The sequence below is a fragment of the Microbacterium sp. JZ101 genome, from assembly GCF_053903175.1.
Genome location: NZ_CP096400.1, coordinates 1337995 through 1354847 on the forward strand (window position 1 = coordinate 1337995; position 16853 = coordinate 1354847).

The 16853-nt window shown below is 69.6% G+C and carries 17 protein-coding genes; 10 read left to right on the forward strand and 7 right to left on the reverse strand.

Annotated elements, in window-relative coordinates; all coding sequences use genetic code 11:
• Positions 1–65 precede the first annotated feature (65 nt).
• The 3 genes from hisD to M1D56_RS06130 are packed head-to-tail and all read left to right on the forward strand — an operon-like array spanning position 66 to position 2958.
• Complete coding sequence (gene hisD / locus M1D56_RS06120) at positions 66–1379, forward strand: histidinol dehydrogenase (RefSeq protein ID WP_282979107.1); 1314 nt, start codon at positions 66–68, stop codon at positions 1377–1379.
• An 11-nt stretch (positions 1380–1390) separates the two neighbouring features.
• Positions 1391–1873, forward strand: a complete 483-nt coding sequence (gene nrdR / locus M1D56_RS06125) for a transcriptional regulator NrdR (protein WP_271173252.1) — start codon at positions 1391–1393, stop codon at positions 1871–1873.
• Positions 1874–1899: 26 nt separating this feature from the next.
• Positions 1900–2958, forward strand: a complete 1059-nt coding sequence (locus tag M1D56_RS06130; RefSeq protein WP_456284978.1) for a quinone-dependent dihydroorotate dehydrogenase — start codon at positions 1900–1902, stop codon at positions 2956–2958.
• A 72-nt stretch (positions 2959–3030) separates the two neighbouring features.
• Here M1D56_RS06130 and M1D56_RS06135 read toward each other — a convergent pair whose 3' ends face one another.
• A complete protein-coding gene (locus tag M1D56_RS06135) occupies positions 3031–3600 on the reverse strand; it encodes a DUF3043 domain-containing protein (protein ID WP_271173250.1) in 570 nt (189 codons plus the stop codon).
• A 48-nt stretch (positions 3601–3648) separates the two neighbouring features.
• Here M1D56_RS06135 and M1D56_RS06140 point away from each other — a divergent pair, with 48 nt between their 5' ends.
• From M1D56_RS06140 to ctaF, 5 genes are all read left to right on the forward strand, one after another.
• Positions 3649–5043 (forward strand): M20/M25/M40 family metallo-hydrolase, encoded by a 1395-nt coding sequence (locus tag M1D56_RS06140; protein WP_456284979.1) that lies wholly within the window; start codon positions 3649–3651, stop codon positions 5041–5043.
• An 85-nt stretch (positions 5044–5128) separates the two neighbouring features.
• On the forward strand, positions 5129–5494 hold the full coding sequence (gene erpA / locus M1D56_RS06145; protein ID WP_271173248.1) for an iron-sulfur cluster insertion protein ErpA: 366 nt from the start codon (positions 5129–5131) through the stop codon (positions 5492–5494).
• Positions 5495–5652: 158 nt separating this feature from the next.
• Positions 5653–6552 carry an aa3-type cytochrome oxidase subunit II gene (gene ctaC / locus M1D56_RS06150; RefSeq protein WP_271173247.1) on the forward strand — a complete coding sequence of 300 codons (900 nt, stop codon included), beginning with the start codon at positions 5653–5655 and terminating at the stop codon, positions 6550–6552.
• A gap of 2 nt (positions 6553–6554) precedes the next feature.
• Positions 6555–8297 carry an aa3-type cytochrome oxidase subunit I gene (ctaD, locus tag M1D56_RS06155; RefSeq protein WP_271173246.1) on the forward strand — a complete coding sequence of 581 codons (1743 nt, stop codon included), beginning with the start codon at positions 6555–6557 and terminating at the stop codon, positions 8295–8297.
• The gene (gene ctaF / locus M1D56_RS06160; protein ID WP_271173245.1) at positions 8297–8719 is read left to right on the forward strand and encodes an aa3-type cytochrome oxidase subunit IV; all 423 of its coding nucleotides are present in this window, start codon (positions 8297–8299) and stop codon (positions 8717–8719) included. Before ctaD ends, ctaF begins: the two co-directional genes overlap by 1 nt.
• Before the next feature lie 58 nt (positions 8720–8777).
• Here the strand turns inward: ctaF and M1D56_RS06165 are convergent, their stop codons facing one another.
• Positions 8778–9347, reverse strand: a complete 570-nt coding sequence (locus M1D56_RS06165; protein ID WP_456284980.1) for a dihydrofolate reductase family protein — start codon at positions 9345–9347, stop codon at positions 8778–8780.
• 84 nt (positions 9348–9431) lie between these two features.
• On the opposite strand from M1D56_RS06165, the gene M1D56_RS06170 reads away from it, so the two are divergent.
• The gene (locus M1D56_RS06170; protein WP_456284981.1) at positions 9432–10391 is read left to right on the forward strand and encodes a D-2-hydroxyacid dehydrogenase family protein; all 960 of its coding nucleotides are present in this window, start codon (positions 9432–9434) and stop codon (positions 10389–10391) included.
• 67 nt (positions 10392–10458) lie between these two features.
• Here the strand turns inward: M1D56_RS06170 and qcrB are convergent, their stop codons facing one another.
• From qcrB to ctaE, 4 genes are read right to left on the reverse strand one after another with little or no spacing between them, the layout of a single operon-like run.
• Complete coding sequence (qcrB, locus tag M1D56_RS06175) at positions 10459–12144, reverse strand: cytochrome bc1 complex cytochrome b subunit (protein WP_271173242.1); 1686 nt, start codon at positions 12142–12144, stop codon at positions 10459–10461.
• Entirely contained in the window at positions 12141–13205 is a 1065-nt protein-coding gene (gene qcrA / locus M1D56_RS06180) for a cytochrome bc1 complex Rieske iron-sulfur subunit (protein WP_271173241.1), read from the reverse strand. The genes qcrB and qcrA overlap by 4 nt, the downstream gene beginning before the upstream one ends.
• A gap of 29 nt (positions 13206–13234) precedes the next feature.
• The gene (gene qcrC, locus M1D56_RS06185; protein ID WP_324011731.1) at positions 13235–14038 is read right to left on the reverse strand and encodes a cytochrome bc1 complex diheme cytochrome c subunit; all 804 of its coding nucleotides are present in this window, start codon (positions 14036–14038) and stop codon (positions 13235–13237) included.
• 21 nt (positions 14039–14059) lie between these two features.
• Positions 14060–14689 (reverse strand): aa3-type cytochrome oxidase subunit III, encoded by a 630-nt coding sequence (ctaE, locus tag M1D56_RS06190; RefSeq protein ID WP_271173239.1) that lies wholly within the window; start codon positions 14687–14689, stop codon positions 14060–14062.
• A 127-nt stretch (positions 14690–14816) separates the two neighbouring features.
• On the opposite strand from ctaE, the gene trpD reads away from it, so the two are divergent.
• Complete coding sequence (gene trpD, locus M1D56_RS06195) at positions 14817–15881, forward strand: anthranilate phosphoribosyltransferase (RefSeq protein WP_271173238.1); 1065 nt, start codon at positions 14817–14819, stop codon at positions 15879–15881.
• A gap of 3 nt (positions 15882–15884) precedes the next feature.
• Here the strand turns inward: trpD and M1D56_RS06200 are convergent, their stop codons facing one another.
• Positions 15885–16790, reverse strand: coding sequence for a 5'-3' exonuclease (locus M1D56_RS06200; protein WP_456285215.1), 906 nt, complete (start codon positions 16788–16790; stop codon positions 15885–15887).
• Positions 16791–16853: the final 63 nt, after the last annotated feature.

Below are 16853 nucleotides of genomic sequence, written 5' to 3' on the forward strand. Positions count from 1 at the left end.
CCTCTCCTCGCTGCGAGGGGAGGCCGTCTGTCATGAGCACCTCGCCGCCGCGGGATAATCGATGCATGCGCACCATCGACCTCCGCGGCCGCTCGCTCACTCCCGCCGAGCTGCTGGCCGTCGTCCCCCGTGCCGCCGAGGCGCTGCAGACGGCGGCGTCGGTCGCCGTCGAGATCGTCGCCGACGTCCGCGCCCGTGGCGAGGCGTCCCTGCGGGAGCAGGCCGAGAGGTTCGACCGCGTCTCGGGGCACGAGATCCGCGTGCCGGCCGAGCACATCGCCGAGGCGGTGGCGGGGCTCGAGCCCGAGGTGCGCTCGGCGCTCGAGCGGGCCATCGACCGCGTGCGCGCGGCATCCGCCGCACAGGTGCCCGAGGGGCGTGAGACGCGCATCGGGCAGGGAGCCCGCATCATCCAGCGCTGGCAGCCCGTCGCCCGTGCCGGCGTCTACATCCCGGGCGGGAAGGCCGTCTACCCGTCGAGCGTCGTGATGAACGTCGTGCCCGCGCAGGTTGCGGGCGTCGAGAGCATCGCACTCGCGTCGCCTCCGCAGGCCGACCAGGGCGGCCGCGTGCACCCGACGATCCTCGCTGTGGCGGGCCTGCTCGGCGTCGACGAGGTCTACGCGATGGGCGGGGCCGGCGCGATCGGCGCGCTCGCGGCGGGCGTGCCCTCGCTCGGCCTCGATCCGGTCGACGTCGTGTCGGGGCCGGGGAACAACTTCGTCGCGGCGGCCAAGCGCGCCGTCGCGGGCTTCGTCGGCACGGACGCCGAGGCCGGCGCGACCGAGATCCTCGTCGTGGCCGATGGCGCCGCCGATCCGCGCCTCATCGCCTACGACCTGGTGAGCCAGGCCGAGCACGACGAGCAGGCCTCGGCCGTGCTCGTCACGACGTCGGCTGCGCTCGCCGACGCGGTCGCGGCCGAGCTCGCGCGCATCGCGCCGCTCACCCGCCACGCCGAGCGCGTCGCGACCGCCCTCGCGGGGGAGCAGTCGGCGATCGTCCTCGTCGACGATGAGGCGACCGCTGAGGCGTTCAGCAACGCCTATGCGCCCGAGCACCTCGAGCTGCACCTCGAGGACGCGTCTCGCGCGGCGGCGCGGTACACGAGTGCGGGCGCCGTCTTCGTCGGCGGCTTCGCTCCGGTGAGCCTCGGCGACTACCTCGCGGGGTCGAACCACGTGCTGCCGACGGGCGGGCAGGCGCGCTACGCCGCAGGACTCGGCGCGCACACGTTCCTGCGACCGCAGCAGGTCATCGAGTACGACCGGGATGGCCTCGCCGAGGTCGCCGACGCGATCGTCGCGCTCGCGAACGCGGAAGCGCTCCCGGCGCACGGCGAGGCGATCACGGCCCGATTCGCAGGAACCGCCGAGTAGGCTGACGCGCTATGCACTGCCCGTTCTGCCGCCACGGCGACTCCCGCGTCATCGACTCGCGCACGAGCGACGACGGCCTCTCGATCCGGCGTCGACGGCAGTGCCCGCAGTGCGGGGGCCGCTTCTCGACCATCGAGACCGCGAGCCTCAACGTCATCAAGCGGTCGGGCGCCGCTGAGCCGTTCAGCCGGGAGAAGGTCGTCGCCGGTGTGCGCAAGGCCTGCCAGGGGCGCCCGGTCACGGACGCCGACCTCGCGATCCTCGCGCAGCGCGTGGAGGAGTCGCTGCGGCAGACCGGGCTGAGCCAGATCGACGCGAACGACATCGGCCTGGCCATCCTCGGCCCGCTCCGCGAGCTCGACGAGGTCGCGTATCTGCGGTTCGCGAGCGTGTACCAGGCGTTCGACTCGCTCGAGGACTTCGAGGCGTCGATCGCCGACCTGCGCGCGGACCACGCGCGGCGCCGCAGCGCAGAGGCTCCGTCGGCGAACTGACGGCGGCACCCGATACCCTGGCGGGGATGTATCCCCTCCTCTTCACGCACGTCCTCTCGCGCTTCGACCCCGAGGTCGCGCACCACCTCGCCATGCCCGTGATCCGGGCCATGGGCATCCGCCCGCTCTCCTGGGTGGCGCGGGCTCTCACGCGCCCGGCCCCGGAGCTGCGCGTGAAGGCGCTCGGGCACGAGTTCCCGACGCCGTTCGGCGTCGCCGCGGGATTCGACAAGAACGCCGTGGCCGTGCGTGGTCTCGACGCCCTCGGGTTCGGCCATGTCGAGGTCGGCACCCTCACCGCGATCCCGCAGCCGGGCAACCCCCGTCCGCGCCTGTTCCGTCTCGTGGCCGACCGGGCGCTCATCAACCGGATGGGCTTCAACAACGCGGGCGCGGAGGCGGCCGCGCGGAGACTCGCCCGACTGCGCCGCGGAGGCGCCGTCGTGGGGGTGAACATCGGCAAGAGCCGGGTGGTCGCCGTCGAGGACGCCACGGCCGACTACGTCGCGAGCGCACGCATGCTCAGCCCGCTCGCCGACTACCTGGCCGTGAACGTGTCATCGCCCAACACGCCGGGCCTGCGCGGCCTGCAGGCCGTCGAGACGCTGCGCCCCCTGCTCACCGCGGTCAAGGACGCGGCGGGGGAGACGCCCCTGCTCGTCAAGATCGCGCCCGACCTGCCCGACGACGAGGTCGAGGGTGTGACGCGTCTTGCCCTCGAGCTCGGGCTCGCGGGCCTCATCGCCACGAACACGACGATCTCGCGCGAGGGCCTCACCGCCGACCCCGCGACGATCATCGCGGCGGGCGAGGGCGGCCTCTCCGGCGCTCCGCTCAAGGCACGCTCGCTCGAGGTGCTGCGGATCGTCCGGTCGGTCGCGACCGATCCCGGCTTCTGCGTCATCTCGGTCGGCGGCGTCGAGACGGCCGAAGAGGTGCAGGAGCGCCTCGACCTGGGCGCGACGCTCGTGCAGGGGTACAGCGCCTTCATCTACGAGGGCCCGCTCTGGGCCCGCAGGATCAACCGCGACCTGAACACGCTGCGAGCTCCGGGCGCTCTGCGCCCGGACGTTGAGCGAGCGTAGCGAGTCGAAACGCAGCGCGTCGAGAAAAGAGAAGCCCCGGAGCCGACGGCTCCGGGGCTTCTGCCATGCGTCTCAGACCGCGGGGTACTGGCCCCGCTTGACCTGCGCCTTGGGGAGGCGCATGAAGCGCATCTGCACCGAGCGCATCGCGGCGTACCAGCCGAGGCCCTTCTCGAGCTTGTCCTTGCCGCCGAACTTCTCTGCCGCCTTCGTCTTCACGCGCCGCGACAGGATGATCATGTCGCCCACGGCGAAGAGGATGAAGACCCAGAGCACGATGAACGACCAGTACTGGGTCGCCGGCGACGGGATGAACGTGGCGACGATGACGAGCACCATCATCGGCATGAGGAACTCGCCGAGGTGCCAGCCTGCGTCGGTCCAGTCACGGGCGAACCGCTTCTGCGGGCCCTTGTCGCGCAGGGGGAGGTACTTCTCCTCGCCGTTCGCCATGCCGATGCGCGCACGCTCCTGGCGCGCGCGCAGCTCGGCCTTCGCGGCCTGGCGGGCCTCCTTGGTGTCGGGCACGAGGGGTCGACGGCGAGCCGCCTCGCGCTCGGCGCGGGTCGGGGTGGGGCGCCCCTTCCCGACGGGGGGCGTCGCCTCGGACGCGTCGTTCTCGGCGGGTGGTGTCTTGGCCATGAGGGAACCTCGGAAGTCTCGTCGCGGGATGTACCTAAGATTACCGGCATGACCTCCCAGCTCCCTGCGGAACCCCAGCTCATCGACGCCGCGGAGGGCGGCATCCCCTCGGCGCTCGCCGATCTCGGGCGCCTCGTGCGCATTCCCGGAATCGCATGGCCGGCTTTCGACCAGGAGCAGCTGCGGCGCAGCGCGCAGGCGATCGCGCAGCTCGCGGAGGACACCGGCGTGTTCGACGAGGTCCGCGTCCGCACCGCGGCGATCCCGGAGACGGGGGAGCAGGGGCAGCCGGCCGTGCTCGCGACGCGCGCGGCGCGCAACGGCCGCCCGACGGTCATGCTCTACGCCCACCACGACGTGCAGCCCCCGGGCGATGAGGCGCTCTGGGAGACGCCGCCGTTCGAGCCGACGGTGCGCGACGGGCGCCTCTACGGGCGCGGTGCGGCGGACGACAAGGCCGGCGTCATGGCGCACATCGCCGCCCTGCGCGCCCTGCGCGAGACGTACGGCGATGATCTCGACCTCGGCATCGTCCTCTTCGTCGAGGGCGAGGAGGAGTACGGCTCGCGGTCGTTCACGTCGTTCCTCGCCGAGCACGCCGAGGAGATGCGCTCGGACGTCATCGTCGTCGCCGACTCGGGCAACTGGGACGCGGAGACCCCGGCCGTGACGGTATCCCTCCGCGGGAATGCGAAGTTCCACCTCACCGTCCGCACCCTCGACCACGCGTCGCACTCCGGGATGTTCGGAGGGGCCGTGCCCGACGCGATGATGGCGACCATCCGCCTCCTCTCCACGCTGTGGAACGACGACGGCTCCGTCGCCGTCGACGGGCTCGCCGCACGCGAGGCGGAGACGCCCGCCTACGACGAGGACGCCCTGCGCAGCGAGACCGGGCTCCTGCCGGGCGTCCAGCCCGTCGGGAACGGCAGCATCCTCTCGCGGATCTGGAACAAGCCGTCGATCACCGTGACCGGCATCGACTTCACAAGCGTCGCGGCCGCATCGAACACCCTGTCGCCCGAGGTCACGGTCGTCGTGAGCGCCCGTGTGGCACCGGGGCAGAGCGCGCAGGACGCGTACGACGCGATCGAGAGGCATCTCCGCGCCCACGCGCCCTTCGGCGCCGAGCTGGCCTTCAGCGAGATCGACCTCGGGAACGGCTTCCTCGTCGACACGAGCGGATGGGCCGTGGAGACCGCGCGCGGGGCGATGCGCGACGGCTACGGCAAGGATCCGGTCGACCTGGGGGTGGGCGGGTCCATCCCGTTCATCGCCGACCTCGTCGAGCGGTACCCCGGCGCGCAGATCCTCGTGACCGGCGTGGAAGACCCGCACTCGCGCGCGCACAGCCCGAACGAGTCGCTCCATCTCGACACGTTCCGCCACGCCGTGCTCGCCGAGACCCTCCTCCTCGCACGCGCGAACGCGCGCACCGTCTGATCGCGTCGCGCTGAGCCCGCACCCGGCGGGCGGCGGTACCATGGATCGACCCCGCCGCCTGCGCGGCCGTCCCCGAAGGAGCGTCATGACAGACACGACACTTGCGGCCGATGCCGCGACGCGCGCTCACGGCGTGAGCCTCACCGACGCCGCAGCCGCGAAGGTCAAGAGCCTGCTCGAGCAGGAGGGTCGCGACGACCTGCGCCTGCGCGTCGCCGTGCAGCCCGGCGGCTGCTCGGGCCTCATCTACCAGCTGTACTTCGACGAGCGCTACCTCGAGGGCGACGAGACCGTCGACTTCGACGGCGTCGAGGTCATCGTCGACAACATGAGCATCCCGTACCTCGACGGCGCTCAGATCGACTTCAAGGACACGATCTCGGAGCAGGGCTTCACGATCGACAACCCGAACGCATCGGGTTCCTGCGCCTGCGGCGACAGCTTCCACTGACCCCGCCCCGCGAAAAGCCCCGCGCCACGCCGGAGCGGGGCTTTCGTGTGCCCAGACGGGCCCTGCGAACCGGGGCACGCGCTGGAAGGTTGGCCAGAATCGCATGTGCGGTTGCCCTAGACTTGAAGACGCCCTATCCACGTTCGAAAGGTGAATTCGTGCCGTCGAAACGCCATCTCCGCTGGGCTGCGATCCCCGCGATCGCTGCGGCAGCCGTCGCTCTCGCAGGGTGCACGCCCACGGAACTGCACGGATACCTCCCCGGGTTCGATGAGTCCGGGACGCCCACCACCGACCAGGCGCCCATCATCGCGTCGCTCTGGGTGGGCTCGTGGGTCGCGGCGCTCGTCGTCGGCATCATCACCTGGGGCCTCATGCTCTGGGCGATGGTCGTGTACCGCCGCCGCAAGGGCCAGACGGGGCTGCCCGTGCAGCTCCGCTACAACATGCCCATCGAGATCTTCTTCACCTCGGTGCCGCTCATCCTCGTGCTCGGCCTCTTCGCCTTCACGGCGCGCGACCAGGCGATCATCGAGACGCCGCACGAGGACCCCGACGTGACGATCACGGCGATCGCCAAGCAGTGGGCCTGGGACTTCCAGTACAACGGCGAGGCCGAGGACGGCTCGGACACGGTCTGGACGATGGGCGTCCAGGCGCAGCCCGAGGCCAACGGCGACATCGACCAGGACGAGCTGCCCACGCTCGTGCTCCCGGTCGACAAGCGCGTCACGATCGACCTGCAGTCGCGCGACGTCATCCACTCGTTCTGGATCATCGACTTCCTCTACAAGAAGGACATGTACCAGGGACACGAGAACTCGTGGTCGTTCATCCCGACCCGCGAGGGCGAGTACCAGGGCAAGTGCGCCGAGCTCTGCGGCGAGTACCACTCGATGATGCTCTTCAACGTGAAGGTCGTCAGCGAGGCCGAGTACGAGGCGTACCTCGACGAGCTCGAGGCCAAGGGCCAGACGGGCGACATCACCGACGCCTACGACCGTCTCGCCAACAACCCCGGCACCGGGGCTGCCAGCACCACGGAAGAGGAGCACTGATCATGGCGACCGTCACGGAGCGCCCGACCACGCTGCCTCCCCGCCAGGCCGCTCTCCTGAGCGGCTCGCGCGTGGAGCAGAAGGGCAACATCGTGGTCAAGTGGATCACCTCCACCGACCACAAGACCATCGGGTACATGTACCTGATCGTGTCGCTGCTGTTCTTCGCGCTCGGCGGCGTCATGGCCCTCGTCATCCGCGCGGAGCTCTTCGCGCCGGGCATGCAGATCATCCCGACGAAGGAGCAGTACAACCAGCTCTTCACGATGCACGGCACCGTGATGCTGCTGATGTTCGCGACGCCGCTCTTCGCCGGCTTCGCGAACGCGCTCCTGCCGCTGCAGATCGGTGCGCCTGACGTCGCGTTCCCGCGTCTGAACGCCTTCGCCTTCTGGCTGTTCACGTTCGGATCGCTCATCGCGGTCGCGGGCTTCCTCACGCCGCAGGGTGCGGCCTCGTTCGGATGGTTCGCCTACCAGCCGCTCGCCAACGCGTCGTTCACGCCCGGCATCGGCGGCAACCTCTGGATGCTCGGTCTCGGCATCTCGGGCTTCGGCACGATCTTCGGCGGTGTGAACTTCATCACGACGATCATCACGATGCGCGCACCCGGCATGACGATGTGGCGCATGCCGATCTTCACGTGGAACACGCTCATCACGAGCCTGCTCATCCTGATCGCGTTCCCCGTGCTCGCGGCCGCCATGTTCGCCGCCGCCTCCGACCGCATCTTCGGCTCGCACATCTACGACCCGGCGAACGGCGGCGTGCTCCTCTGGCAGCACCTGTTCTGGTTCTTCGGCCACCCCGAGGTGTACATCATCGCGCTGCCGTTCTTCGGCATCGTGTCGGAGATCTTCCCGGTCTTCAGCCGCAAGCCGATCTTCGGCTACAAGACGCTCGTCTACGCGACGATCGCGATCGCCGCGCTGTCCGTCTCCGTGTGGGCGCACCACATGTACGTCACGGGCGCCGTCCTGCTGCCGTTCTTCGCCCTCATGACGATGCTCATCGCCGTCCCGACCGGCGTGAAGATCTTCAACTGGATCGGCACGCTCTGGCGCGGCTCGGTGACGTTCGAGACGCCCATGGTCTTCGCCCTCGGCTTCCTCGTGTCGTTCGTCTTCGGCGGCCTGACCGGCGTCATCCTCTCGTCGCCGCCGCTCGACTTCCACCTGAGCGACTCGTACTTCGTCGTGGCGCACTTCCACTACGTCGTGTTCGGCACGGTCGTGTTCGCGATGTTCGCTGGCTTCTACTTCTGGTGGCCGAAGTGGACGGGGCGGATGCTCAACGAGCGCCTCGGCTACGTGCACTTCTGGATGCTGTTCATCGGCTTCCACATGACGTTCCTCATCCAGCACTGGCTGGGCGTCGACGGCATGGTCCGCCGCTACGCGGACTACTCGGAGGCCGACGGATGGACCTGGGGCAACCAGCTCTCCACGGTGGGTGCGGTCATCCTCGGCGCCTCGATGCTGCCGTTCCTCCTCAACGTGTGGATCACGGCGCGCACCGCGCCGCGCATCACGGTCAACGACCCGTGGGGCTACGGCGCCTCGCTCGAGTGGGCCACCTCGTGCCCGCCGCCGCGCCACAACTTCACGTCGATCCCGCGGATCCGCAGCGAGCGGCCGGCGTTCGACCTCAACCACCCCGAGGCCGGCGTGCCCGTGGGTGTCGGACCGGCCAAGGACGCGCCTGACGCGCCCGCGGTGGACCTCGCCGATGGGAAGGTGAAGTAATGCGCTCGAACGTCGTGATCTGGTGGCTGCTCAGCGGGTTCTTCCTGCTCTGCGCAGTCATCTACGTCGGGTGGGGGCTCGCCTACTACGGCGGCCACATCGAGTGGGTGGGCGCCGTGGCGCTCCTCTTCACGGCCTTCATGGCCGCTCTGATCGCCTTCTACGTCCAGCTGGTCCACAAGGGCCAGCACGGTGTGGAGCTCCCCGAGGATCGTCTCGACGCCGACATCGACGATGGCGAGACCGAGCAGGGCGAGTTCAGCCCGTGGTCGTGGTGGCCCCTCGTGCTCGGCAGCGCCGTGGCGGTGGGCGCCGTCTCGCTCGCGACCGCGCACTTCCTGATCCCCGTCGCGGCCGGCCTGCTGATCGTCGCCCTCTTCGGGTGGGTCTACGAGTACTACCGCGGCAACTTCGCGCGCTGAGCAGCGCACGCGCCGCAGAGGCCCCGATCCGGTTCGTCCGGGTCGGGGCCTCTTCCCTTCATGCTGGTGTCACCCGAGGCCGATACCGGACGGCGACGGCTCCTGAACCGAACTCCCGTCGGGCCACGGGCTCGAGCTCGATGCGCGCGCGCAGACCGGAGAGCAGGGTCGGTCCGCTCCCGGCGAGCACTGGGTGGACGACGAACTCGTACTCGTCGATGAGCCCCCGATCGGCAAGGGCGAGGGGAAGCCGCACACCGCCGACCCACAGATCCTCGCCCGGCTCCTCCTTCAGGCGCTGGACCGCGGTGCCGACGTCGCCTTCGAGGAGCTCGGCGTTCCAGTCCACCTTGCCGAGTGTGGTGGACGCGACGTACTTCCGAGCGCCGTCGATGGCCTCGGCGAACGCGACCTCGGCGCCGCCCATCCATCCCGGCCATTCACCGGAGGCCGGTCGTCGCCAGGCGGACTCCATCATCTCGTACGTCACGCGGCCGAAGAAGAGGGCATCGGCCCGCTCCATCTCCTCCGTCCAGTACCGCATGGACTCGTCGTCGGGCGGGAGTCCTGCCTCGTGATGGCAGCACCCGTCGAGGGTGACGTTGATCGAATAGCGAAGCGTTCTCATCTCGGCGCTCTCTCCGCTGCATGGCACGCGCCGGGCCGGGGCGCCCGACGCCGCTCACTCTACTGGCGCCGCTAGGTTCGGAGCATGGGATCTCTTCGCCGACTGGCCGTGCTCGACGACTACCAGCGCGTGGCGGCGTCTTACGCCGACTGGGATGCGCTCCGCGCGCGAGGCGTCGACGTGGTCTTCTTCCACGAGCACCTCGGGGATGACGCGGCTCGCGCCCTGCAGGGCTTCGACGCGATCGCGGCGATGCGCGAGCGCACGGCCTTCGACCGGGCCGTTCTCGAGCGCCTGCCCGCTCTGCGCCTTCTCGTCACGACAGGGATGGCCAACGCGTCCATCGACCTCGCGGCGGCTGGCGAGCGAGGCATCGTCGTCGCCGGGACGCCCGGCTCCGCGGCCGGTGCTCCTGAGCTCACCTGGGCGCTCCTGCTGGCCGCCCTCCGGAACCTCCCCGTCGAGGACGGGAACGCGCGCAGCGGGGCCTGGCAGCAGACCGTCGGGCGCGAGGCGGAGGGGATGACGCTCGGCATCGTCGGGCTCGGACGCATCGGCTCGCGCATCGCGCGGTATGCGCACGCGTTCGGGATGTCGGTGGCCGCGTGGAGCCCGCATCTCACGGACGAGCGCGCCGCCGCCGCCGGCGCCGAGCGCGTGGCGACGCTGCGCGAGCTCGCCGAACGGGCGGACATCCTCTCGCTCCACCTGCGGCTGTCCGACAGCACGCGTCTCGTCGTGGGGGAGAGGGAGCTGCGCGCGCTCGGCCCGGACGGACTGCTCGTGAACACGGCGCGCGCGGGCCTGGTCGACACGGACGCTCTCGTCCGCGGGCTGACGGAGGGATGGCTCGGCGGTGCCGCGCTCGACGTGTTCGACACCGAGCCGCTTCCGCACGACCATCCGCTCGCGTCGGCGCCGCGGACCGTTCTCACGCCCCACCTCGGCTACGTGACGGGCGCGTCGTACGAGGTGTTCTATCCGGCGATCGTCGAGAACGTGCAGGCGTTCCTGGATGGCGCGCCCATCCGCGTGCTCAGCTGACAGAGCCGGGGACAGCAGAAGGGCCCCGGATCCTCGGATCCGGGGCCCTTCTGCTGAAGCCGTTGGCTCAGTGCTTGTCGTGGCCCGACTCGAGCTCGCCGTGGGCGTGCCCGTCGCCGTACTCGTGGAGCACGTGCTGCTGGTGCTCGAGCGCCGCGCGGTACTCCGTCTCGGTGACCGGAGCGAGGCGGTCCTCGAAGAACCAGCGCGACAGACCCGCGCGGAGCTTCTGGCCGGCCGTGATGCGGCCACGGTCGTCAGGACGGACGACGAGGGGCTCGTACGTCTCCTCCGCGACGAGCTTCCAGCGCTCGTACTCGTTCACGGGCTTGTGCACCTCGCGGTACTCGCCGCCGGGGAGGCGGACGATGCGGCCCGACTCGTAGCCGTGGAGGACGATCTCGCGGTCCTTCTTCTGCAGCGCGATGCAGACGCGCTTCGTGATGAAGTACACGACCACCGGGGCGAGGATCAGCGAGATCTGGAGGAAGAGGATGACCCCCTCCATCGTCAGGCGGAAGTGCGTCGCGATGATGTCCGACGAGGCAGCGGCCCACAGCGTCGCGTAGAAGACCACGCCGGCGGCGCCGATCGCGGTCCGCGTCGCGGCGTTGCGCGGGCGCTGGGCGATGTGGTGCTCGCGCTTGTCGCCCGTGATCCACGCCTCGATGAAGGGGTAGAACATGACGACCACGATGAAGAGGCCGAGGACGACGAGCGGGATGAGGATGCCGAACGACAGCGTGTAGTTGCCGATGACGACGTCGAGGTGCGACGGGGCGAGACGCAGCGCGCCGTCCGCGAAGCCGATGTACCAGTCGGGCTGGGTTCCGGCCGAGACGGGGGACGGGTCGTAGGGACCGTAGTTCCAGATCGGGTTGATCTGCACGAGCGATGCGATGAGCACGATCGCGCCGAACACGATGAAGAAGAAGCCGCCCATCTTGGACATGTAGACCGGCATCATCGGGTAGCCCACGACGTTCTCGTTCGTGCGGCCGGGGCCGGCGAACTGCGTGTGCTTGTTGACGATCATGAGCAGCAGGTGCACCGCGATCAGGCCGATGACGAGCAGCGGCAGGATCAGGATGTGCAGCGTGTACAGGCGGCCCACGATGTCGGTGCCGGGGAACTCGCCGCCGAAGAGGAGGTACGAGGTCCACGTGCCGATGAGCGGGATGCCCTTGATCATGCCGTCGATGATGCGGAGGCCGTTGCCCGAGAGGAGGTCGTCGGGGAGCGAGTAGCCCGTGAAGCCCTCGGCCATCGCGAGGATGAAGAGGACGAAGCCGATGACCCAGTTCAGCTCGCGCGGCTTGCGGAACGCGCCCGTGAAGAACACGCGGAGCATGTGGATGCCGATGCCCGCCACGAAGACGAGGGCCGCCCAGTGGTGGATCTGGCGGACGAGCAGGCCGCCGCGGATGTCGAAGCTGATGTGCAGCGTCGACTCCATGGCCGCGGACATCGGGATGCCGCGCATCGGCAGCCAGGCGCCGTCGTAGTGCGTCTCGACCATCGACGCCTGGAAGAAGAACGTGAGGTACGTGCCCGAGAGCAGGACCACGACGAACGACCACAGCGCGATCTCGCCGAGCATGAACGACCAGTGGTCGGGGAAGACCTTGCGTCCGAGGGCCTTGACGAAGCCGGACATGCTCGTCCGCTCGTCGATGTAGTTCGCCGTCGCGCCGACGAAGCGTCCGCCGAGGGGCTTCTCCTGCGGCTTGTCAGTGACGGTTGCGGTGCTCAATGACGCTCCCAGAAGCTCGGGCCGACGGGTTCGGTGAAGCCGCTCTTGGCGACGAGGTAGCCCTCGTCGTCGACGGTGATGGGCAGCTGCGGCAGCGGACGCGCGGCGGGGCCGAAGACGACCTTCGCGTGGTCGGACACGTCGAACTGCGACTGGTGGCAGGGGCACAGGAGGTGGTGCGTCTGCTGCTCGTACAGGGCGACGGGGCAGCCGACGTGCGTGCACACCTTCGAGTACGCGACGATGCCGTCGTACGACCAGTCCTTGCGCTCCTCGCTCTCCGTGAGCTGCTCGGGGAGCAGGCGGACGAGGAGGACGATGGCCTTCGCCTTCTCCTCGAGGTAGCCGTCGGAGTGCGACAGCGACGCGAGCGACTCGGGGATGATGTGGAACGCCGACCCGAGCGTGACATCCGACGCCTTGACGGGCGTGCCCTCGGGGTCGAGCACGAGGCGCTCGCCCTTCTCCCACATCGTCTCGTTGAGCAGCTGGACCGGGTCCTTGCCGTCGTTCGGAGCGAGGTTGCGGAAGAGCGTGATGCCCGGGATGATGCTGGCCGCGAGAGCCGCGAACAGCGAGTTCCGGATCATCTTGCGGCGTCCGAAGCCGGACTCCTCGTTCGCGTCGGCGAAGGCCTTGACGGCCGCCGCGCGCGTCGGCTCGGAGCCGCGGGTCGTGTGGCGCTCCTCGACGAACTCCTTGTCGCTCATGATCGCCTTGGACCAGTGGATGGCCCCGATGCCGATCGCGAGCAGCGCGAACGCGATGCCGAGTCCGATGAACAGGTTGTTGTTCCGGATGGCTGACATCGTGGCGTTGTCGCCCTCGATGGGGAACAGCATGTAGGCGGCGACCGCCCAGATGCTCGCCGCCACCGAGACGTAGAACAGCGTGTAGATCGTGCGGACCGCACGGCGGTTGGCCTGCGGGTCCTTGTCCGTGATGCGCGCCCGGTGCGGGGGGAGCCCCGGGTTCTTCACGGGGTCGTCGACCGCGACGGCGAGGCCGGGAGAAGGCCGGTAGGCCTTCTCGACCGCCTGCGTGTCGTGCTCGTGTGCCATGTCGCTCTTGTCCTCTTCGTTCGCCATGCTCAGTTCGACTTCGCCGTGATCCACACCGTGATGGCCACGAGGCCGCCGATGCCGAAGATCCACACGAAGAGACCCTCCGCGACGGGGCCGAGCGAGCCGATCGTGAAGCCGCCGGGCGCCTGCTGCTCCTGCTGGTAGAGGAGAGCGGAGATGATGTCGCGCTTGTCCTCGGGCGTGAGGTTCATGTTGTTGAAGACGGGCATGTTCTGCGGGCCGGTGACCATGGCCGCGTAGATGTGCAGGGCGCTCGTGTCCTGGATGTCCGGGGCCCACTTGCCCTGGGTGAGCGCGCCGCCGGCTGCGGCGACGTTGTGGCACATGGCGCAGTTGATGCGGAACAGCTCAGCGCCGCGTGCGAGGTCGCCCTGCCCGTCGAGCACGTGGTCCGACGGGAAGTCTGGGCCGGGGGCGACCGACTGCACGTACTCGGCCATCGCGAGGATCTGCTCCTCGGTGAACTGGACCGGCTTCTGGTCGGCCTGCGGACCCTGGGCGGCCATCGGCATGCGGCCGGTGGAGACCTGGAACTCGACCGCGAGCGCGCCGACGCCGTACAGCGAGGGGCCGTCGTCCGTGCCCTGCAGGTCGAGGCCGTGGCAGGTGGCGCAGTTCGCCTGGAACAGCTTCTCGCCGTCCTCGGCGGTCAGGCTCGTCTCGGCCGCGGTGGGCTGGCTCGTCGCGGCGACTGCCGCGGACGCGCCGGCGTAGATGCCGCCGGACAGGACGAGGCCGATGCCGATGAGGGCTGCTGCGGCGAGGGGGCTGCGACGGCCGTGGGAGCGGCGCTTCTTCTCTCGTGCCATGGGGATGTTGTTGCTCCGCTCTTACTTCAGGAAGTAGATGACCGCGAACAGGGCGATCCAGACGACGTCGACGAAGTGCCAGTAGTACGACACGACGATCGCCGTGGTGGCTTCCTTGTGCGTGAACTTCTTGACCGCGTACGCGCGGCCGATGGTGAACAGGAACGCGACGAGGCCGCCGGTCACGTGCATGGCGTGGAAGCCGGTCGTGAGGTAGAAGGCCGACGAGTACGAGTCGGCGCCATACGGCATGCCCTCGCTGACGAGCTGCGCGTACTCCCAGACCTGGCCGGAGACGAAGATCGCGCCCAGCGCGAAGGTCACCCAGAACCACGGGACCATGCCCCAGCTCTTCCAGCCGTTGCCCTTGACGGTGTAAGGCTGCATGCGCTCCGCGGCGAACACGCCCATCTGGCACGTGACACTCGAGAGCACGAGGATGATCGTGTTCACGAGCGCGAACGGCACGTTGAGGAGCTCGGTGCGGCTCTCCCAGAGCTCGGGGGAGGTGCTGCGGAGGGTGAAGTAGATCGCGAACAGACCCGCGAAGAACATGACCTCGCTGCCGAGCCAGACGATCGTGCCGACGGCGACGGGATCGGGGCGCTTCACGGTTCTCGGCGCAGGGGCATACGTAGCTGAGGTCGTCACCCGTCCATTATGGCCGATATCGGGGAGTGATTTTGGCACCGGAGGGTGTGCGTCGCACCCTCCTGCGACTTAGGTTCGCCTTACAACCTGCTGGGAGACCGCCCCGCATGCGCCCTAAGATCGAGGCATGATCGATGAGCTCAGCTGGCCGTCCGTTCTGACCACGGTGCTGTCCCGTCAGGACCTCAGCGTGTCGGAGGCGACCTGGGCCATGCGGCAGGTCATGCAGGGTCAGGCGACGCCCGCTCAGCTCGGCGGATTCCTGCTCGCCCTGCGCGCCAAGGGGGAGTCGGTCGAGGAGATCATCGGCTTCCGCGACGCGATCCTCGAGGCCGCCGTGCCTCTGCCTGTCGATCCGCGCGTGCTCGACATCGTCGGGACCGGTGGCGATCGCTTCGGCACCGTCAACATCTCCTCGACGGCATCGATCATCGTGGCGGCCACGGGCATCCCCGTCGTGAAGCACGGCAACAAGGCCGCGAGCTCCAAGTCGGGCGCATCGGATGTCCTGAGCGCGCTGGGCATCGATCTGCGCCTCCCGGCTGAGGCCGTCGCGCAGGTGCTCGACGCGGCCGGCATCACGTTCGCCTGGGCCGCCGCGTTCCATCCGGGCTTCAAGCACGCCGGCCCGACGCGCGCCGAGCTGGGCGTCCCGACGGTCTTCAACTACCTCGGGCCGCTCGTGAACCCGGCGCGCGCCGAGGCGAACGCGGTGGGCGTCGCGCAGATCGAGAGCGTTCCGCTCATCACCGGCGTGTTCCGCACGCGCGGTGCGACGGCCCTCGTGTTCCGCGGTGAGGACGGGCTCGACGAGCTCACGACGACGGGGTACAGCCGCATCTGGGAGATCTCGAACGGCGACATGCACGAGTTCGACATCCATCCGCGCGACATCGGCATCCCGACGGCGCAGATGGAGGACCTCCTCGGTGGCACCCCCGAGCACAACGCCGATGTTCTGCGTCGCACGCTCGCGGGCGAGGAGGGAGCTGTCCGGGACATCGTCCTTCTCAACGCCGCGGCGGGGATCGTGGCCTACCGGCTGTCGCAGGACCCGACGCAGGCCCAGCGCAACATGATCCAGCGGCTCACCGAGGCGCGCGACGAGGCGGCGGCCGCGGTGGACGACGGGCGGGCGACCGCGAAGCTCGAGGAGTGGATCGCGGCGACGCAGCGGTTCAGCGTCGCCTGATCGTCAGCGGTCGAGCGCGTCGATCGCGCGGGCCATCGACGTCCCGAGGTTCCATCGCTCGGCGAGCTCGAGGGCGGCGGTGCGGCGCGCTTCGTCGAGCGGGCGCAGCTCTCCGTCGACGTCGCCGAGCGCAAGGTCTCTGACGACCGCGACGACCCGAGGCGCCACGTCGAGGTACGGCGCGGCGGCGAGGACCTTCGCGGCCTGACCCTTCGTCATGCCCACGCCCTCGGCGGCAGCAGAGCGGATGGCCGCGAGATCGCCATGCGCAGCGAGGAGCGTCGCCGCCGTCTTCTCGCCGACGCCCGCGACGCCCGGCAGCCCGTCGGAGGCGTCGCCGCGGAGCGTCGCGAAATCGGCGTACTGGTCGGCGCGGATGCCGTATCGCTCGAGGATGACGCCCTCCGTCATCACCTCGAGCTTGCTCATGCCCTTCACAGTGGAGATGACGCGCACCTCGCGGGCGTCGTCGACGAGCTGGAAGAGGTCGCGATCGCCCGTGACGATGTCGACGGGCATGGCGGACTGCGTCGCGAGCGACCCGATGACGTCGTCGGCCTCGTGCTCCGCCGCCCCCACGATCGGGATGCCGAGCGCGCTGAGCTCCTCGCGGATGACCGGCACCTGCGCCTCGAGGGGATCGGGCACCTCCTCCACGTCGGGGCCGGCGGCGACGACCTCGACGACGCGGTGCGCCTTGTACGACGGGATGAGGTCGACGCGCCACCGCGGGCGCCAGTCGTCGTCCCAGCAGGCGACGAGGTGCGTCGGCTCGTAGGTCGTGACGAGCTTCGCGATCATGTCGAGGAGGCCGCGGGCCGCGTTGACGGGCGTGCCGTCGGCGGCGCGCACCGTGTCGGGGACGCCGTAGAACGCGCGGAAGTAGAGCGAGGCGGTGTCGAGCAGCATGAGGCGGGGCACGTGCCCATCCTGCCAGTGCCGCCGCGTCACCATCCGTTCATGTGCGCGTCG